This window comes from Telmatobacter sp. DSM 110680 (genome assembly GCF_039994875.1).
Taxonomy (GTDB): Bacteria; Acidobacteriota; Terriglobia; order Terriglobales; family Acidobacteriaceae; genus Telmatobacter.
On sequence record NZ_CP121196.1, the window covers coordinates 396,175 to 412,790 of the forward strand.

Consider the following 16,616-nt stretch of genomic DNA (forward strand, 5'->3'; position numbering starts at 1 on the left):
CACCGTGTATCAGAGATCCTTCTTCGGCATGGCTGGGAGTAATACGATGAGAGAATTCAGCACTCCACTTCAATTGAATATGCTTCGCGCAACGCTCGAATATGTAGAACAGAATCAAGACATTGACCAATGCTGTTTGGGAATCTGTGAATTCAAATCAATGCTCACGCATGAAATCGAACGAAGTGAGAATCTAGAGCCGGTTTATTCAGGCGAACAGAATCGTCAGACTCCTTCTAGAATTTAAGAATGAAGCCGGAATTTCTGGAGACGTATTATCTAGGTCTGAAGCCGCGAACAATTCGAAGTCAGAAGCAATTGACTGTTTCACGACTCGCTGCAGATACCGGGCTTCTTGAACAAATGCGACCTACTTCCAGTAATCGCTTGAGTTCGATTAAATTGACCTTTCCTGAGAACGGGCGCACACTCTGAGTCTCCTCTAACGCGACTGGAGCGACTATGAATTTCACTGACAGGGAGTTGAAATGCGCTGATTGCGGCGAGATGTTCGTGTTTACCGCTGGAGAACAGGAGTTCTACCGAGAGAAGGAATTCAAGAACGATCCCAAGCGGTGCAAGCAATGCAAAGGGCCAGGTACGAGAAGAGTTAGGGCCGAAACTGCTGTGAACTGCTCTGAATGCGGAAGGAGCACAACTGTCCCATTCAAGCCGACGCAAGGCAGACCTGTAATGTGCAGAACGTGTTTTACGAACAGACGAAAAGCACCCCATATTGTGGCTGCGTAGCTGCGTGGTGAATAGCTAACGACATTGGGGGGCTTCCGCTTTCACTTGGGGCAACCTCAAATGGCAGATTCTTCGAAATTCACTCATCGCTCGAATTTGGATGGAACGACGGATTCCATATGTTTCCGATGCATTGCGACTGTGGCAACTGTCTATGATAAGGGCGAACTCCTCAGATACGAACAACGCCATATTTGCGACCCAGTTTTGGTTGAACGATTTGACGGTACGAAGCCGCCGTCTTCTGAAGCCGTTGAGGACTCCCAAAACTGGCAATTCACAAAGCTTGCAAGTCGGAATGTCGGCGTCGTGGAACGTCAGAAGAAATCCTGAAGATGTGCGAATTCATTTGGTAGGCTGCAGACCTCCGTCTTTTTGACCTCGGACATCACTTCTTCATTCAATCGCATCCACAAAAACGGTGTGTGCACCCCATTGCCCGGTTCGCCGACAGCCCATATCCAAGGAGGGTAGGAGCCTATGGCTCAGTACAAAGGAGTAGTGAAGTGGTTTAACAGCGCCAAAGGTTTTGGATTCATCGGGCGGGAAGACGGCCCAGATGTCTTCGTTCACTATTCAGGTATTCAGTCGTCCGGGTACAGAATGCTCAAAGAAGGTGACGAAGTAGAGTTTGACATTGTCAAGGGGCAAAAGGGTCCGCAGGCGGAAGGAGTGAACTGCCTTAAGCACGCTGACCACGGGTCGGCCTGACATCGAATCGGGGAAGAAGGTGGCTGGAGTCTTACTGGCTAAGCCGGGCAGTAGAGAATCGCTTTGCGTGCGGTTGCAGAAGCTCAATCTTCGCTCCATTGTTCGCATTCCTGAAGCAAGGGACGACGGGTGGAACCTTGCATGTCGCACAAGTGACTCTCAGAGCCGGCCACGTTTTCGGGTCATATTTTGCTAATTCGACTGATTCGATGGTTTTGTGTTTTCCAGTCGGAATTCGGGTTGTGGCGATATTCATCGCTTCAGTCCCGGAGCCGCGTTAACTGTTTCGGTGCGCGGGTTCCAAAAACCGAGTAGCTTTTGCCAAGGCACATATTCTTCCCTCTCCGCACTCCCGGTGGAAGGGATTAAATCTACTGTTTGAGTCTCACCGTCTACCCAAGCGACGACGAAGATCCCCCTGTGTTCGTCCACGTAAACCCGTTCCCCTACTGTAGGTATGTACATGTTGGCCTCACGATTCCCTGTAGTAGCAAACAGATTTCTTGCCGCTAACGTTTGGAGATCATGCCCAGCACGACGTGAAGACGGATGTGACGAGGGTCACGCCTCAGAACTGTTCCTTCCTAGGGAAACTCAACAAATTCCAAGGCAGTCGAAAAGCGTTGGGCAAGATTTCTATGCAGCAATCGCCAATCACGCACTCAAAGCAACAGTGGCCGAGGCATTGACCTCGACCACTGTGATGGGATTGATTGTAGAACTAAGCACATCGCGCCTTCGCGATTGCCCAGTCATTTTCCACTTATGCTTCCAAGCCCCGACTGCTGAGTGGCGATACCCGTTAACGGGTTTTCTTGGGCGATGATGTCGTCGCTCCATTTGAAGAACTGCTACGCTACACATCAGGTCGATGGACGCACTACAACGTGAAAGAATGCGGTCACGTCCCAGCGGGTGAAGCTTCACGTCGGGGCGACCAATTGGGGTCAGGGCACGATCGCTTAGAATCCGATGCCTCATGTGACGTACTGCTCAAAGAGTATTGCTGCATCTTTTGGGTTGTCCCCCTTCCCCGTACGCAATCAACTTAGCCCTCGATGCTCACGGCGTCAACTACGATTCTCAACGCTGTCGTCTGCAAGTCACCTGCGGCTGCGGTTGCCATAGCTGCCCAATTCTTCGGCCAGGAAGACGACACTAGTGTTATCTCGGTCAATCGAACTCCGGTGATTGAGCCTGTGCTGGCCTGAGTCTGCGACAGCACGGAAGTGTAACGCTCAGATCAAGGTCAATCCTTCCGTAACTCAATTCCGGTGCATGTTTCGACGGGAAATCATCGATGACGACTTGGGCGCAAAGCATTTTCTGCTCTGCGCGTACTCTTCGAGGGCCCATCCTACCGTCTTCGAAGGAGAATTAAGAGCTGCCTGACTCGAACTTCTGCGGCGCTACGCTTTAATAAGCCCCGTCGCAAACGACCCGAAAGCCATAATCGGCGTAACTGAAGTCTGGCGGGATACTAGAACGTGCAGAGCATCGTGAAATCTTGATTTGGTGTCGCCAGGCACCTCCGCGCGAAACTCTCCTCTCGCCCTCTTTCGGTCCTTGCGGATTTTGATCTGGTGATATGGCATAGTAGTTGGCTTCGTACCAATCGCTGCACCATTCATGCACGTTCTCGCAAATGTCGAATAGGCCGTAGGCGTTCGGCTGTGATTGCCCGACGGGCTCAGGGCCAGTCTTCCAATGACTGTGGTAGCCGGGACGTGATACCGGCGGATCATTGCCCCAGGGAAATAGCATCTGCTCGGCACCACCTCGCGCAGCTCGCTCCCACTCGGCTTCTGTAGGAAGCCGATAGTGCAAACCGGTCATTGAAGAAAGCCACGCGCAATACGCCACAGCGTCAAACCACGAAACAGCGACCACAGGCTGCTGAGGATGAGAAAAGTTAGGATCGCCCCAGTTCGGGGGCCGCACGTTCCCGGTCGCGTCCAAGAACCGCGCATACTCCTCGACGGTGACTTGGGTTGCCGCCATCGCATAGGAATCTAGCCAGACGCGATGAATGGGGCTTTCCACCGTCTGACCGGTCTCGGATCCCATGGAGAACCGGCCAGCTGCGATTCGAATTCGTCGCGGCTCAGTGACCAGCGAGCGACCCCCACTAGACTCAAGATGGACCAACGGATACATCTTTCCATTTGATGCGCGATCCTGCACTCAAAAAGCAGGATCGAGAGAAATTGCTCGCTGGGTGAAATGTTGACTCCACCTGAGGTGCAACCTCCCGCTGGGCGAGTCATCTCGACAGACTTAGTTCTTCGTCGAGTAGACTTGGTAAGCCACTTCCATGCCCTTTTCCTTAGGTGACAAACTCGGTCAGTATGAAATTCTCGCGCCCATTGGTGCCGGCGGAATGGGAGAGGTGTTTCGCGCACGGGATCCACGCCTGGGCCGAGATGTCGCTATCAAGGTGCTGCCAGCAACGATGGCGCACGATCCGGAACGCCTGGCCCGCTTTCAGCGCGAAGCGCGTACCGTGGCGGCTCTCAGTCATCCCAACATTGTCACCATCTTTTCCGTAGGGCAAGCCGACGGGATCCACTTTCTCACCATGGAACTCGTAGAAGGGCTGCCCCTGGATCGGTTGATCGGCATAGACGGACTGCCTGCCAATCAGATTGTGGAGATCGCCGAAGCGCTGTCCGACGCACTGGCTGCCGCGCACGACAAGGGCATCGTGCATCGCGACTTGAAGCCCGCCAACGTCATGGTCACACACGATGGTCGCGTCAAGGTGCTGGACTTCGGGCTGGCCAAGGATGTTGGTGGCGCCAGCCCCGATGACGAAACACGTACTTCGTTGGGCAATACACAGGCTGGCATGGTGATGGGAACACCCTCGTACATGTCTCCGGAACAGATTTCGGCGCGACCGCTCGATCACCGCACGGACATCTTCTCGCTGGGTGTAGTGCTACACGAGATGTCCACCGGCAAGAAGCCGTTTACGGGCAGCTCTTCTGCGGAGTTGATTTCGTCTATCTTACGGGACACGCCCGCGTCGATTAGCGCGAGCCGTCCGGACCTGCCCGGCGATCTGTCGCGAATCGTCCGGCGCTGCCTGGAGAAGGACCCGCGCCACCGTATCCAGACCGCCCGCGACGTCTCCAACGAGTTTCGCGACATGGCCCGCCAGTCGCCCCAGAAAGCTGCGCCCCAAATCTCGCCCCAAGCTGCGGCCTCAAGCCCGGCTCGAAACCCAGGCACACCCTCGCGCAACATCTCTGCAGCCGACTCGGGCGCAGCACGCGCAGACGAAGGCTTCTGGGTCGCCGTCCTGCAGTTCAAAGCGCAAGGCGCAAGCCCCGATGTCGCAGCACTCGCCGAGGGACTCACCGAAGACATCGTTACCGGGCTTTCCCGCTTCTCTTACCTGCGCGTCATTGCACGGAGCTCGACGTCGCGGTACGCACAAAGCGGAGTCGATGTTCGCTCTGTCGGCCGCGAACTCGGCGCGCGATACGTGATGGAGGGCAGCTTGCGCCAGGCAGGTCCGAAGCTGCGCCTATCCGTGCAGCTTGTGGATGCCGTCACGGGTGCTCATCTTTGGGCCGAGAATTACGAGCGCACCTTCAGCCCCGAATTACTCTTCGATCTCCAAGACGATCTCGTTCCTCGCATCGTTTCAACGGTCGCCGACACACAGGGCGTTTTACCCCGCAGCATGTCGGACATCCTCCGGACCAGGAATCCATATGATCTGAGTCCTTACGAGGCGGTGCTGCGCAGCTTCGCGCACTTCCAGCGAGTCAACGCTGAAGAGCACGCCGCGTCGCGCGCGGCCCTGGAGCGCGCGGTGGAAGCCCAGCCAGGCTACGGCGATGCCTGGGCCATGCTGTCGCTCATCTGCAAGGAAGAGTTCACGCATGAACTCAATCTCCGGCCCGATCCGCTCGGCCGAGCGATGGCAGCTGCATTGCGCGCGGTTGAGGCAGCCCCTTCCAATCACCTCGCATTTCACGCTCTTGCGATGGCGCAGTATTTCCTCGGGGATCGGCCTGCCTTCAGAATCGCAGCACAGCGTTCGCTGGAACTCAATCCCATGGACGGATTCTCCCTCGCGTTTTTGGGTTCTTTTGTCGCATATGACGGCGACTGGGAGAATGGCTGCAAGCTGTCGGCCAAGGCTCGCGGTCTCAATCCGAACCACCCGGGATGGTATTGGTTTGTTCCCTGCTTCGACGCCTACCGCAATGGCGATTACCGCCTTTCTCTTGAGTTCGCGCGCAAAGTGAACATGCCCAGCCTCTGGCGCACATGCGCAGTCATGGCGGCAGCCTACGGACAGCTTGGTGAGATCGAATCGGCGCGCATTCCGCTGCAGACTTTGTTGACTCGGCGCCCGAACTTCCCAGCCGACGCGCGTAAGGATCTCGCGATCTTCTGGGGACCGGACATTGTCGAGAGTTTGATCGACGGCCTTCGCAAAGCCGGCCTCGACATAGCCGACACGCAGTCCACTGCAACAGCCAAGACCGGCAGCGGAGCCGTCCGTAGCGCCGGTTCCAAAACTCCGTTCATCGCCGTGCTGCCATTTGCCAACATGAGCGCGGACAAAGATCAGGAATACTTTTCCGACGGCCTCGCAGAAGAGATCATCAATCTGCTCGCAAAGATTCCCGGCCTGAAAATCATTGCGCGCACGTCTGCCTTCGCATTCCGTAGCAAAGAAATCGACATTCGACGAATTGCGGAAGCGCTAGGCGTCACGCATGTACTCGAGGGAAGCGTGCGCCGTACAGAAACCCGCCTCCGCGTTACCGGGCAGTTGATTGATGCAGCCGACGGCACCCATCTCTGGTCAGACCGCTACGACCGCGAGATGAGCGACATATTCGCCCTGCAGGATGAGATCGCTACGGCAATCGCCCGAGCATTGCGGGTGAAGCTTTCGCCAGAGGACATTCCAAGCCGCTATGAGCCGAACCTCAATGCTTATGAGGCTTATCTGAAGGCCAAGTATCAGCAAGGCAAGGCTACGCCGGAGTCGCTGGAGCTAGCGAAGCAATACCATGAGCGGGCGATTCAGCTCGATCCTGCGTTTGCTCTCGCTCGAACTGAGGTGGGATTTTACTGGGTCGCAATGGCAATGTTCGGCAGATATCCGTCGGATAAGGCCTCGCTGGCAGCGCGTGCAGAGGCCGAGCGAGCGCTTCAGATTGATCCGTCCCTGCCTGACGCGCATGCTCTGTTGGGATACCTGGCCGCGGTCTTCGAGCTGGATTGGACCAAGGCTGAAAAGTGTTTCGCCTTTCCGGGAGCAAAGCAGGTCGGCAACTCGATCACCCAGCCCCTTTATGGATGGTTTCAGTATTTGCGCGGCAATGTCGCCGAGGCCATCGCGCTCGTCGAGCGTGCCATCGAACAAGACCCATTCGATGTATGGTCACGGATGAATTTCCATGCGTATCTGCAGGCTGCAGATCGTGAGCAGGAGGCCCTTGGGCAACTGGAGAAGGTGCTGGAACTGGACCCCAACCAGGCGTTGGCCATCGTATCCAGGGCCATGATCCTCGCAGATCAGGGCAAGCTTCAAGAAGCGGTGGAGACGGCGTGGCGCGCGTATTCTATCGGACAATGGGCGCCCGAAACAACCGCCGTTCTTGCTGCGCTCCTCTACCGTAGCGAGTACTATGCCGAGTCGCAATCGGTCGCCAAAACACTTGGTTCAGGCGGGATGCCCGGAGATGCGCGGGCCCTGGCGCTCTTTCACCTGCTCCGCGATGAAGTCGATGAAGGCGCCGACTGGGTCGAGCGGGCGATTCATGAAGGCGACCTCGCCATGAGGACGGTTTACATCCGCTTCGTGGCCTGCAAGCAGTTGCGCGCTAGCCATCGCTGGCCGAAGATTGCGAAGATGATCAACCTGCCCCAAGCCACAAAAACCCCGCTCCCAAAAACTTCATCACAACAACCTGCACCTCCAACTACTTACCCAGCGTAGAAGTACAAAAACGTGTAAGACGGAGCAATCACGGGTGTGAACCACGGGGGGAGAGAGGGATCGTCAACGACATACACAAACAATCATGGCTGTGACAAGAGCCGGTTGAAAGACGCTGTTCCTAAACCAAACAAAATCAATGGACTAATCAGCCCGACCCGGCCCTGCCAAAACTTATAGGTTTATTCGAAGTCTCCCTGACCGGGTCAGGTACATCATCCTTTCTTTTGCTGCTTTCCTAACCTCTTTCAGTGATATAACTCAGTCCATCCCTCGAAATTCACACCTGGAGGCTTTTGTGTGGGCGGCGACCGAGGTGAGGTCACAGATCTTCTGCTAGAGCTGAAGCGTGGGAACAGAGAGGCAGAAACCCAGCTGATTCCACTGGTGTATAGCGAGTTGCACCGCATCGCCAGCATCCAGCTCCGCAAAGAGGTTCCCCATCATTCACTGCAGCCGACTGCTCTGGTGAATGAGGCCTACATTCGGCTGACTGCGAATCGGCAGGTTGATTGGCAAAATCGATCGCATTTCTTTGCTGTTTCAGCAACCATTATGCGGCGCATACTCGTTGACCATGCACGAAATGCCGGCGCGCAAAAGCGTGGCGATAGATGGGATGCCGTGAGCCTGAATGATGCCATTTTGCCCGCACCCGATCGTGCATCCGAGATACTTGCGCTTGACGAGGCGCTAACACGATTGGCAAAACTGGATCAACGTCAATCCAAGGTCGTAGAGCTGCGATTCTTCGCGGGGATGAACGATGAAGAGACTGCAAACGCTCTAGGCGTTTCTTCCCGGACCATTAAAAGGGACTGGCGCATCGCCAGGGCTTGGCTGTTCAAAGAGCTGAGTTGCTGAGTATCAAGCTTCGCGGTAACCATTTGTGGGCATTAGAAGATGATCGACCAGGACCGCTGGAAGGAAGTAAACAGAATCTTTCACGCAGCGCTGGACGTGCCCGTCAGCGAAAGACACCAGTTTGTTCTCACCGCTTCAAATGGTAATCCCGAGGTGCGTGCGGAGGTCGAACTCCTGCTTCAGGCAGATCAAGATGCGGGAAGCTATCTGTCAACCCCTCTAATATTGCCGAACAAGTCTTCGACTGATCCGATCACCGTTTGTCCCGGTGATGAGCTTTGTGGACGCTTTCGCATCCTGCGGGAAATCGCCGAAGGCGGAATGGGTAAAGTATTCGAAGCCTTCGATTCCGAACTGGGGATCAGCGTTGCGCTCAAGGTGATTCGGCCAGAGATTGCTCATGATCCGCGGGCCCTCGCTCGCTTTCGCCAGGAAGTTCGATTAGCTCGCCAGGTTTCCCATCCAAACGTCTGCCGCATGTTTGATATCCAGCGTGACACGCTGTCTTCGCAAACCGGCCCCGGCGAAAAACGGGATGTGGTGTTCCTGACGATGGAATTCCTACCCGGAGAAACATTGGCCGCGCGCATCTCGCGAAAAGGCGCCATCCCCAACGATCTGGCCCTGCCACTCGCTCGTCAGATTTCGAGCGCCATTGATGCCGCGCATGCTCTTGGAATCATTCACCGCGATCTGAAGCCGGGCAACATTATGCTTGTCCCGTCTGGACATTTTGATTCTGACGAGGAGTTGCGTGCTGTCATTACTGACTTTGGCTTGGCTCGATTTGCTTCTCTCCCACAGGGATCCGATCCATCCAGCAGCAATCAATCCTTCGGGTGGCCAGTGGGGACTATCGCCTACATGTCCCCAGAGCAATTGCAGAACAGTTCGGTAAGTGGGGCAACCGACCTGTACGCGTTCGGGTTGGTTCTGTTTGAAATGGTGGCGGGCAGACGCGCGTTTCCTGCTGAGAACTTCCTGGAAGGGATCTCAGAGCGGATTGCAGGATTGTCTCCTTCTCTAATGCAAAATATGGAGAATCTGCCTGCTATATGGTACGCAGCGATCGAATCCTGCCTGCGTACAAACCCCTTCGAACGGCCGTCTTCGGCGGCAGAGGTTGTCGAGATCCTTGACGGCGACCGTTTGCCATCCGTGCCCTCGAAGCGATTCAAGAGTGGTTGGACTAGGAAGGTTGTGTGGCTCATCGTTCCGCTTCTAGCCCTCATCCCGGTCTGGTATTTCTACCGCCCACTGCCGCACATTCGAGTATCGAGCTACAAGCAACTCACGCACGACGGACGGCTCAAATTGGTCGCGGGTACGGATGGAAAGTGGCTCTATGTGACGAGCGGTCCGGGGCCAGAGTCTCTTTCGCGTGTTTCCGTGGAAGGAGGAGAACCTGAGGCGCTTCCGGCCAAAATCCCGATGGGGGACTGGGACGTTTCTCAGGATGGCTCCAAGATCCTCGTCGCTGTCGATGGGCCGGAGAAAGGGCCATACATGTCCTTGTGGAGCGTTCCAATCAATGGCAAGTCGCCGACAAAGTTAGCGACCGGTGTCAATCTCACCGGCGCATTTACTCCCGCGGGAGATTCGGTCACCTATTTCACTGGCGAAGGAAACATTTACCAGGTCCGAACCGATGGAACCGGAACGCGCAAACTCGCATCGTTAGGGCCTGGTGTAAGCGACGTTCGCATGTCCCCAGATGGCAAGGTGATTCGAGTATTTAAGGACGGCCAAATTTGGGAGATGTTTGCAAACGGATCGGGGTTCCACAACTTGCTCCCGAAATGGCATGAGCCGGGCGTCCTTGTGTGCGGACGATGGAGCCATGATGGGAGTCTCTATGCTTTCTGGCAGGTCGTGGAAGGGGGAAGCGATCAATTGTGGGCACTCGATGAACGTCGTGGGCTCTTTCGACGTTCCTCGCTCGAGGCAGTTCAATTGACCAGCGGACCGATAGATTGGAATAGACCGGTACCGGGCAAGGATGGAACAGAAGTTTATGCCATGGGGAATAGCTGGCGCGGTGAACTTTCGCGCATCGACCTCCAAACTGGGCAGCTGCAGCCTTTTCTCGGAGGGATTCCCGCTGAACACGTGGCGTTTTCTCCGGATGGGAAATTCGTCACCTACACCGCCTATCCCATTCGTGTTCTATGGAAGGCCAATCGCGACGGAACTCACGCTGTTCAACTGACAGACGACCAGATTAACTCTGTAATGAATCCTCAGTGGTCTCCAGATGGGAAACGGATTCTCTTTATGAACGCTCCTCTTCGGACGCGAGCGGTAGCTTATACGGTGTCGGCTGAAGGTGGAACCCCTCAACGGTTGCTCCCGGGGGACGAGCAGGAACAGGCAGATCCAAACTGGTCCCCAGACGGAAAGAGAATTGTCCTAACCGGCGGCGATTCTGCGAACGTCACGAAGCAGTACCTCCGTATTCTGGACGGTGCCACAAACCGGTTAACGACGATTGCGCAATCAACAGGCTTATGGTCTCCCCGGTGGTCTCCGGATGGCCGTTATATCGCTGCTCTTTCCCGGGAACAGCCGGCATTGAGAGTATTCGACCTCGAGTCGCAGAAATGGTCGGCGCTGGCAACTGATGGAAATATCGGGTATCCCACGTTTTCCCGGGATGGCAAGTATCTGTATTACGTCTCCTTCATGCAACAGGAGAACGTCATTTATCGGATCAAGGTGACCGGAGGCAGACCAGAGCGTATAGCGGAGTTGAACACTTGGCCATTAGCTAGCTTGTGGGGCCCCTCCTTCAGTCTCGATCCGTCAAATACCCCACTCTTGACTCGAGAAATAGGGACCTCTGACATCTACTCCCTGCAAATAGAGTTCAAGTAGAAAACCGAAGCCTATAGAAATGCAACGTCAGCTCCAGAAAGAATCTCTGCGAGACCTTGTCCCCTTTTGAGCGCCATTTTACCGTGGTCATCGCAGCATCAATCATTGCTGCTATCAGACTCGCTCGCGATGACATAAGTAGGCTATGGGCAAGGTTGCAGTCCGTAATTATCGATAGCGTTGGACTTGCGAGCGCTTGAGCGAAAATAGTCCACCAGCCCTCTGCACCTTCATTCTGACTATCCATTAAATATGAATACATAAATGTCCCTTTTGGAAGTCGCTTTACGCCTATAAAGGCAGACGAACTCCCTTCGCTCGACTCTACAAAGTGATCTGCCGGCTCAGATTAGGGGGTTATGGAGGTCAAAATGAGGTGCAATGACGTTCTGAAATCAGCTGTTCTCACCTGCTTTGTTTTCGCTGCGTGTTCGCAAGTGCGTTCACAGAGGTTACCCAAAATCATTTCCATCGATGTGTCCGGTGCAGCGGCGACACAGGCGATCTTCATCAACCCGGCTGGCGTGATTACCGGCCTGTACACCGACTGGAATGGCGCGAGCCATGGGTTTGTGCGAACAGTTGATGGCACGATCACGAGCTTCGACGCTCCCGGAGCAGGCACAGGCCCAGGCGAGGGCACGGAGCCGTGGAGCATCAATCCAACTGGAGACATCACCGGCTGGTACACCGACGCGACGGGCTTAACGCACGGATTTCTGCGCACCGCGCACGGGTCCTTAACGACCTTCGACGCGCCGGGCGCAGCGAAACCTGCCGGAATCCCCTGCACTCCCCCAGTGATTTGTTCCAATGGCACACAAGGCGGTGCCATCAACGCAGCCGGCGTAATTACAGGACAGTACCTCGACGCCGGTGGCGTATTCCATGGATTTGTGCGCTCTCCCGATGGCACGATCACCACTTTCGATGTTCCGGGAGCTGGGACAGGTTTTGGCCAAGGTACCTATGTTGTGTTCGGTGACGGTATAAGTATGTCCGGCGCGGTCGTTGGGGGATACCAGCTCCCAGATGGTTCTTTTCACGATTTCGTGCGCTCGCCTGACGGCGCCATAACTACGTTCGATCCATTCGGCAGCGCTTTTCCCCAGACTGCCGGTATCAACTCTCGAGGTGTAACCATGGGCCTTTATGTAGGAGCGACAGGATCTTACCACGGTTTTGTGCACTCTCCCGATGGCGAACTCACGTCGTTTGACGTCAACGGTGCAGGGGCAGCAGCCGGACAAGGGACGGAGGGACTCAACATCAACGCGGCGGGTGACATCACCGGAACCTACATTGACGGTAATGGCGCCGGCCATGGTTTCCTACGCTTGAAGCATGGCTCCATATCCACGTTCGATGCTCCAGGAGCAGGTACGAGCAGCGGTCAGGGAACAACTCCTACCTGCAACAACCCAGGCAACGCGATTGTCGGATTCTATGTAGACGGAAATGGGGTGTATCACGGGTTCCTGAGGCAATAAGCAAGTCTTTCTGGGATGGATTATGCGGGACCGTCGATGTTAGACGGTCCAGGCTGTCGTCGCTCCTCACTGAATAACCAACTGACACATGTTGTGGCATTATGCCCGGTCGTTAAGGTGCGAAAGGATTCAGATGAAAACCAGCGTTTGTTCCACGATCTCCTTCGCAGGTTCCAAATTGCCGTTTGTCATTCTGCCAACCGTAGTGGGTTTGCTTACAGTCAAGCGGGGAATCCTCTCTCTCTTACTTGGCGTTACGTTTGCTGCGGTGCTTGGCAGCTTTACCCAGTGCGCGTGGGCGGGAACTACAACGCTGACCTTTGACGAGTTTGTGAATGGCACGACGTTGACAACTCAGTATCAAAACGTTGGGGTGACGATTTCTGGCGCTCAAGTTATACAAACCAACAGCACTTACCCGCCAGTATCCTACCCGAACGTCGTCTTTCCGCCTTCCGGGTTGATGACATTTTCGTTCAGCGTGGGGGGCGTCAAGACAGTTTCGGCATTTGTTACGGTCTATGTGAGCCTAGGCGAACCTCCCGTGAGTATTAACGCTTATGATTCCTCAAACAACCTGCTCGGGTCGTCGGCCCTTTCGACCGACGGTACCGATGCCTTCCTGTCGGTCACTACGTCAGGCAACCCTATCGCCTATGTGAATATTCAGGGTGGAGGCGGGCAGTATACGGTTGACAACTTTTCCTTCACTACTTCGAGCCCAACCTACTCCTGCACTGGATTCCAGTCCCCGTTCAATGTCGCCCTCGCATTGACGCACAAGACCAATCGAGCGATTCCACTCAAGGCGCAGATATTCGACACCAGTAACAATCTCGTGACCCCTGCCACGCTCGGAACGTCAGCGCCACCCGTAGTCAGCGTTTCCTACCAGTCTGGCACGAGCCCGGCAGTCAACGAAACGTCATTGCTTGACCCGTTAGGTCGTCAAGTTCTGGCAATCAGTTCAGCTTCGATGAGGCCACCCAGACATGGTCGTTTAATCTGGCCTCAACCCCATTCTCTGCATCGGGAACCTACACGGTCACAATGCAAGCTGGCGATGCGACCTACCAGATAGCACCGCAGTGTTCAGGACAGTTCGTGAGGCAGTAACGAGAGTGCCCGCACTCTGAATCATTGAGATAGAGCGGTCCCAACCACAACGAAGTCCGTAGACTCGTGCGCGAATTTGAGTTTTTCGCGGTCGAGTATCTTTCCCTTGTAGATGATTTCAGTAATCCTATGCGTGTCACGTATGTCCTGATCAGGCTTGCCATCGATAAGGAGGAGATTGGCTAATTTTCCTGCTTCTTGGGAAATGACATGGGAGGTAAGAAAGGCTGCGGCAGCTACTGTCTCGGGCATGGCGATCCGGCTGGTTTGGTGACGAAATCGAAAGAGCTACATGTGTTGATCGTTGCGTCTCCCAACCTTGCGCCCTATGTTAGGCGGGGGTTTCAGAGCGCGGCACCTGGAAAGAATAGATCTAACATCCGAAAAGAAGTGAGCAGGAATGCAGGGGCCTAATGCGCTTTGTTTCACACTTGCGTTGCACAAAGTTACCCTTAGGAGGTTGTCAATGAGAGTGTTGGTCTATTTGATGTTGCTGTGTGGAGCATCATCTCTGCTGGCTGCGTCGGACACACAGAATGCGGACAAGAAGGAAATCACTGCACTTATTCAGGAATTGGTGCAAATGGACAAGCAGGGAAGCTATAGCCCTCAATTTGTGCAGGACCACATATCGAGCGATTTGAGATGGGCGTGGCCGGGGGGTCGCGGTGGACGAGACGAGTACATTAAAACCAATCCGTCTGATGTGGCCGCCGAAGAGAGGGTTGAGGACCTGAAATTTCGCCTATTTCCCGATGTCGCGGTAGTCGATGGCGTTTTTTACAAGAAGAACAAAGGCTCCTCTGCAGTTCCATTTAAGGGCTACCTATTGGAGGTTTGGGCGAAGCAGGACGGGCACTGGAAGCTGGTCAACAGTGCTACCGGTCCTTTTCCGGATATGAGGCAGGCGGTCAGGTCAAAGTGAACGAACAATCGCACGGCACGGTCATCTCATGACCATGCAGGTTCATTCTGAAAGTCGAAGATGAACGATCCCCGGCTAGAGGTGCGAGTGCCATATACGTGATGGTTCTCACAGCCTTAATCGAGTTCGCTTGCAGATTCTTGTCGAGTGAGCAAGTCTCCGTCGAAGAAGAAAGAGCCGCCGAGTCTGGGTCGGAAGTATCTCGAGAAGCAATTGAAGAAGGAAGGTTATTCCCGTCGTGTGTCGGTGCCTATTCTGGACGCAATCTTCAAGGAGATGAGCGCGGCGTTGGCGCGTGGTGAAGAAGTGGAGTTCCCGCTGGGGAAGCTCAAAGTTGCACGGCACAAGCATCCCACGCAGACCGGCCGGTTTCTAAACCGGAAGAAGATGACCATCTACAAGAAGCCCTTTAAGGTTGTTCACAAGGTGAGTCCTAAAGCCGACCGATGCATCAATTTCGTGCCGATCGTGCTGCCGCCCAAGCCAGGATCGCCGCCGGGCGCGAAACGGATCGTTATTGATCCATCATGGGCATTAATGATGCGACGGAAGAACCGGATCGTCCTTCCACCCAGGCCTTTCTTTGCCCCGCACCCGACTCGCTCGGTTGCCGACGTCTTGCGTCTTAAAGGTAAATAACCGCCTGTTGGTGTCCTTGCCGTGGAGCCGACCGCGTTGCGAGCTGGTAAATAACTCCTTGTGTCGCTTTTTGAGGATCCTGCAGGTGGTAAATAAGCCCTTGTGTTTTATCGAAACTGGTCCTGAACTCCCAGTGCTCCCGTGGGGGAACATGTTCCCCCCTGCTTTTTGTGTGATTTTGTCCGGCAGATTGTTGAAGCTGATTTTGGCCGCCCCGGCTCAACAACAGGGTCGTTCTTTCTCCTCTAGGAACCGTGATCCGGATCATTCTCCTGACCCTGACCCCGATACGGAGAACAGGTCGTTTTCGATCCGGAAGACACCGGTGATCAACCTGACCCTGATCCCAGACGAGCTGAACGGAGAGCAGGGACAACCGGGACGATTCCGTATAGCTCAGGGTCACAGGGAACAGAGGCCGGACAATATATATGGTGCGGAATCGCCGGCAAGGCTGATGTCCGGATGACCTGATGGTGAGCATAGGCTTGGGTCCCTCCCGCGCGCGCGAAAAATATGTTGTGCGCGGGGAGGAAGGGACCTGGTCTCATTCGCCAGGATGTCCAGCAGGCGTCCGGACACGGTGGTGAAGTTGCCCGCCTCACCTTCGAGAGCCCGAAGCCGTGCCAGCAGCAGGCTGAGGGGATAGTTGAACGAATCATCCATCACCCTTATGCCGGCGGTTGCAGTGGGCAGGGAAGCAAAGCTCTGGGCCTGCTGTTCGAGATTAAGCAGGGCGGTCTTGTCGAATGCTGATCCGCCGGACAGGTCTCCCGTGGCGATCGCGGTGTTCAGCAGATCGAGCAGCTTCTGGTAGTACTCGTGGGTCAGGGATGAGTTGCAGCCTCTTTGGTTGGACTCTTCCCGCACCTCATACTGAGCTCGTAGGTAAATCCAGGCGAGCCCCTCTCACTTGACGGGCCGCCTTATCAGGAGTAATGAGTAAATGAGTGATATTCGTAAGTCGTCTTCCCGGTCCCGTCGTAGCACCCCCTTCTACCGCCAAGCCTGGGGCCATCTGTTCGGTGGCCTTCTTCGTGATGCCCGGGAGGAAAGAGGCTGCTCCCTCGAAAATGCGGCCCAGGCGGCCGGGATGGAAGTAACGCAGTGGGAGGCCGTAGAAGCCGGCCAGGTTCCCGAGAACTGGGAGCAGGTCCACCGCATGGCCGACGGTCTGGGGATCGATCGCAGTTGGCTAATCCCGCTCGTTCTGTTCTGCCACGAGGCCTGGGGCTAGTAACTTTCGGGGGCCGGGGTCTTCCGAGACTCTGGCCTT

At 55.2% G+C, this 16,616-nt stretch carries 13 protein-coding genes; 10 read left to right on the forward strand and 3 right to left on the reverse strand.

Annotated features, from left to right (window positions below):
• Positions 1–462 precede the first annotated feature (462 nt).
• Both P8935_RS01580 and P8935_RS01585 read left to right on the forward strand, forming a co-directional pair.
• The gene (locus P8935_RS01580) at positions 463–750 is read left to right on the forward strand and encodes a zinc-ribbon domain containing protein (RefSeq protein ID WP_348263260.1); all 288 of its coding nucleotides are present in this window, start codon (positions 463–465) and stop codon (positions 748–750) included.
• A 480-nt stretch (positions 751–1,230) separates the two neighbouring features.
• Complete coding sequence (locus P8935_RS01585) at positions 1,231–1,461, forward strand: cold shock domain-containing protein (protein WP_348263261.1); 231 nt, start codon at positions 1,231–1,233, stop codon at positions 1,459–1,461.
• Positions 1,462–2,877: 1,416 nt separating this feature from the next.
• On the opposite strand, the gene P8935_RS01590 is transcribed toward P8935_RS01585, so the two are convergent.
• Positions 2,878–3,618: a formylglycine-generating enzyme family protein gene (locus tag P8935_RS01590; protein WP_348263262.1), complete on the reverse strand. Its 741-nt coding sequence runs from the start codon at positions 3,616–3,618 to the stop codon at positions 2,878–2,880.
• A 157-nt stretch (positions 3,619–3,775) separates the two neighbouring features.
• Here P8935_RS01590 and P8935_RS01595 point away from each other — a divergent pair, with 157 nt between their 5' ends.
• The 5 genes from P8935_RS01595 to P8935_RS01615 all read left to right on the forward strand — a co-directional run bounded on the left by P8935_RS01595 (position 3,776) and on the right by P8935_RS01615 (position 13,741).
• A complete protein-coding gene (locus P8935_RS01595; RefSeq protein ID WP_348263263.1) occupies positions 3,776–7,432 on the forward strand; it encodes a protein kinase in 3,657 nt (1,218 codons plus the stop codon).
• Positions 7,433–7,732: 300 nt separating this feature from the next.
• Positions 7,733–8,296: a sigma-70 family RNA polymerase sigma factor gene (locus P8935_RS01600; protein WP_348263264.1), complete on the forward strand. Its 564-nt coding sequence runs from the start codon at positions 7,733–7,735 to the stop codon at positions 8,294–8,296.
• Between the two features lie 39 nt (positions 8,297–8,335).
• A complete protein-coding gene (locus tag P8935_RS01605) occupies positions 8,336–11,170 on the forward strand; it encodes a protein kinase (protein WP_348263265.1) in 2,835 nt (944 codons plus the stop codon).
• Positions 11,171–11,541: 371 nt separating this feature from the next.
• On the forward strand, positions 11,542–12,660 hold the full coding sequence (locus tag P8935_RS01610) for a hypothetical protein (RefSeq protein ID WP_348263266.1): 1,119 nt from the start codon (positions 11,542–11,544) through the stop codon (positions 12,658–12,660).
• Between the two features lie 133 nt (positions 12,661–12,793).
• Complete coding sequence (locus P8935_RS01615; RefSeq protein WP_348263267.1) at positions 12,794–13,741, forward strand: hypothetical protein; 948 nt, start codon at positions 12,794–12,796, stop codon at positions 13,739–13,741.
• Between the two features lie 56 nt (positions 13,742–13,797).
• Here P8935_RS01615 and P8935_RS01620 read toward each other — a convergent pair whose 3' ends face one another.
• Positions 13,798–14,028, reverse strand: coding sequence for a hypothetical protein (locus tag P8935_RS01620; protein WP_348263268.1), 231 nt, complete (start codon positions 14,026–14,028; stop codon positions 13,798–13,800).
• Positions 14,029–14,242: 214 nt separating this feature from the next.
• Here P8935_RS01620 and P8935_RS01625 point away from each other — a divergent pair, with 214 nt between their 5' ends.
• Together P8935_RS01625 and P8935_RS01630 are read left to right on the forward strand one after the other, a co-directional pair.
• Positions 14,243–14,701 carry a nuclear transport factor 2 family protein gene (locus P8935_RS01625; protein ID WP_348263269.1) on the forward strand — a complete coding sequence of 153 codons (459 nt, stop codon included), beginning with the start codon at positions 14,243–14,245 and terminating at the stop codon, positions 14,699–14,701.
• 213 nt (positions 14,702–14,914) lie between these two features.
• Positions 14,915–15,340: a hypothetical protein gene (locus P8935_RS01630; RefSeq protein ID WP_348263270.1), complete on the forward strand. Its 426-nt coding sequence runs from the start codon at positions 14,915–14,917 to the stop codon at positions 15,338–15,340.
• A gap of 402 nt (positions 15,341–15,742) precedes the next feature.
• On the opposite strand, the gene P8935_RS01635 is transcribed toward P8935_RS01630, so the two are convergent.
• Positions 15,743–16,210, reverse strand: a complete 468-nt coding sequence (locus P8935_RS01635) for a hypothetical protein (RefSeq protein ID WP_348263271.1) — start codon at positions 16,208–16,210, stop codon at positions 15,743–15,745.
• Between the two features lie 76 nt (positions 16,211–16,286).
• Between P8935_RS01635 and P8935_RS01640 the strand changes: the two genes are divergently transcribed.
• A complete protein-coding gene (locus tag P8935_RS01640) occupies positions 16,287–16,577 on the forward strand; it encodes a helix-turn-helix transcriptional regulator (RefSeq protein ID WP_348263272.1) in 291 nt (96 codons plus the stop codon).
• Positions 16,578–16,616 lie beyond the last annotated feature (39 nt).

What these genes read in the sequence shown, in the direction of transcription:
- P8935_RS01610 (WP_348263266.1), top strand. Translation starts at nt 11,542, where the DNA reads ATGAGGTGCAATGACGTTCTGAAATCAGCTGTTCTCACCTGCTTTGTT.
- P8935_RS01625 (WP_348263269.1), top strand. Translation starts at nt 14,243, where the DNA reads ATGAGAGTGTTGGTCTATTTGATGTTGCTGTGTGGAGCATCATCTCTG.
- P8935_RS01615 (WP_348263267.1), top strand. Translation starts at nt 12,794, where the DNA reads ATGAAAACCAGCGTTTGTTCCACGATCTCCTTCGCAGGTTCCAAATTG.
- P8935_RS01620 (WP_348263268.1), bottom strand. Translation starts at nt 14,028, where the DNA reads ATGCCCGAGACAGTAGCTGCCGCAGCCTTTCTTACCTCCCATGTCATT.
- P8935_RS01580 (WP_348263260.1), top strand. Translation starts at nt 463, where the DNA reads ATGAATTTCACTGACAGGGAGTTGAAATGCGCTGATTGCGGCGAGATG.
- P8935_RS01595 (WP_348263263.1), top strand. Translation starts at nt 3,776, where the DNA reads ATGCCCTTTTCCTTAGGTGACAAACTCGGTCAGTATGAAATTCTCGCG.
- P8935_RS01605 (WP_348263265.1), top strand. Translation starts at nt 8,336, where the DNA reads ATGATCGACCAGGACCGCTGGAAGGAAGTAAACAGAATCTTTCACGCA.
- P8935_RS01585 (WP_348263261.1), top strand. Translation starts at nt 1,231, where the DNA reads ATGGCTCAGTACAAAGGAGTAGTGAAGTGGTTTAACAGCGCCAAAGGT.
- P8935_RS01640 (WP_348263272.1), top strand. Translation starts at nt 16,287, where the DNA reads ATGAGTGATATTCGTAAGTCGTCTTCCCGGTCCCGTCGTAGCACCCCC.
- P8935_RS01590 (WP_348263262.1), bottom strand. Translation starts at nt 3,618, where the DNA reads ATGTATCCGTTGGTCCATCTTGAGTCTAGTGGGGGTCGCTCGCTGGTC.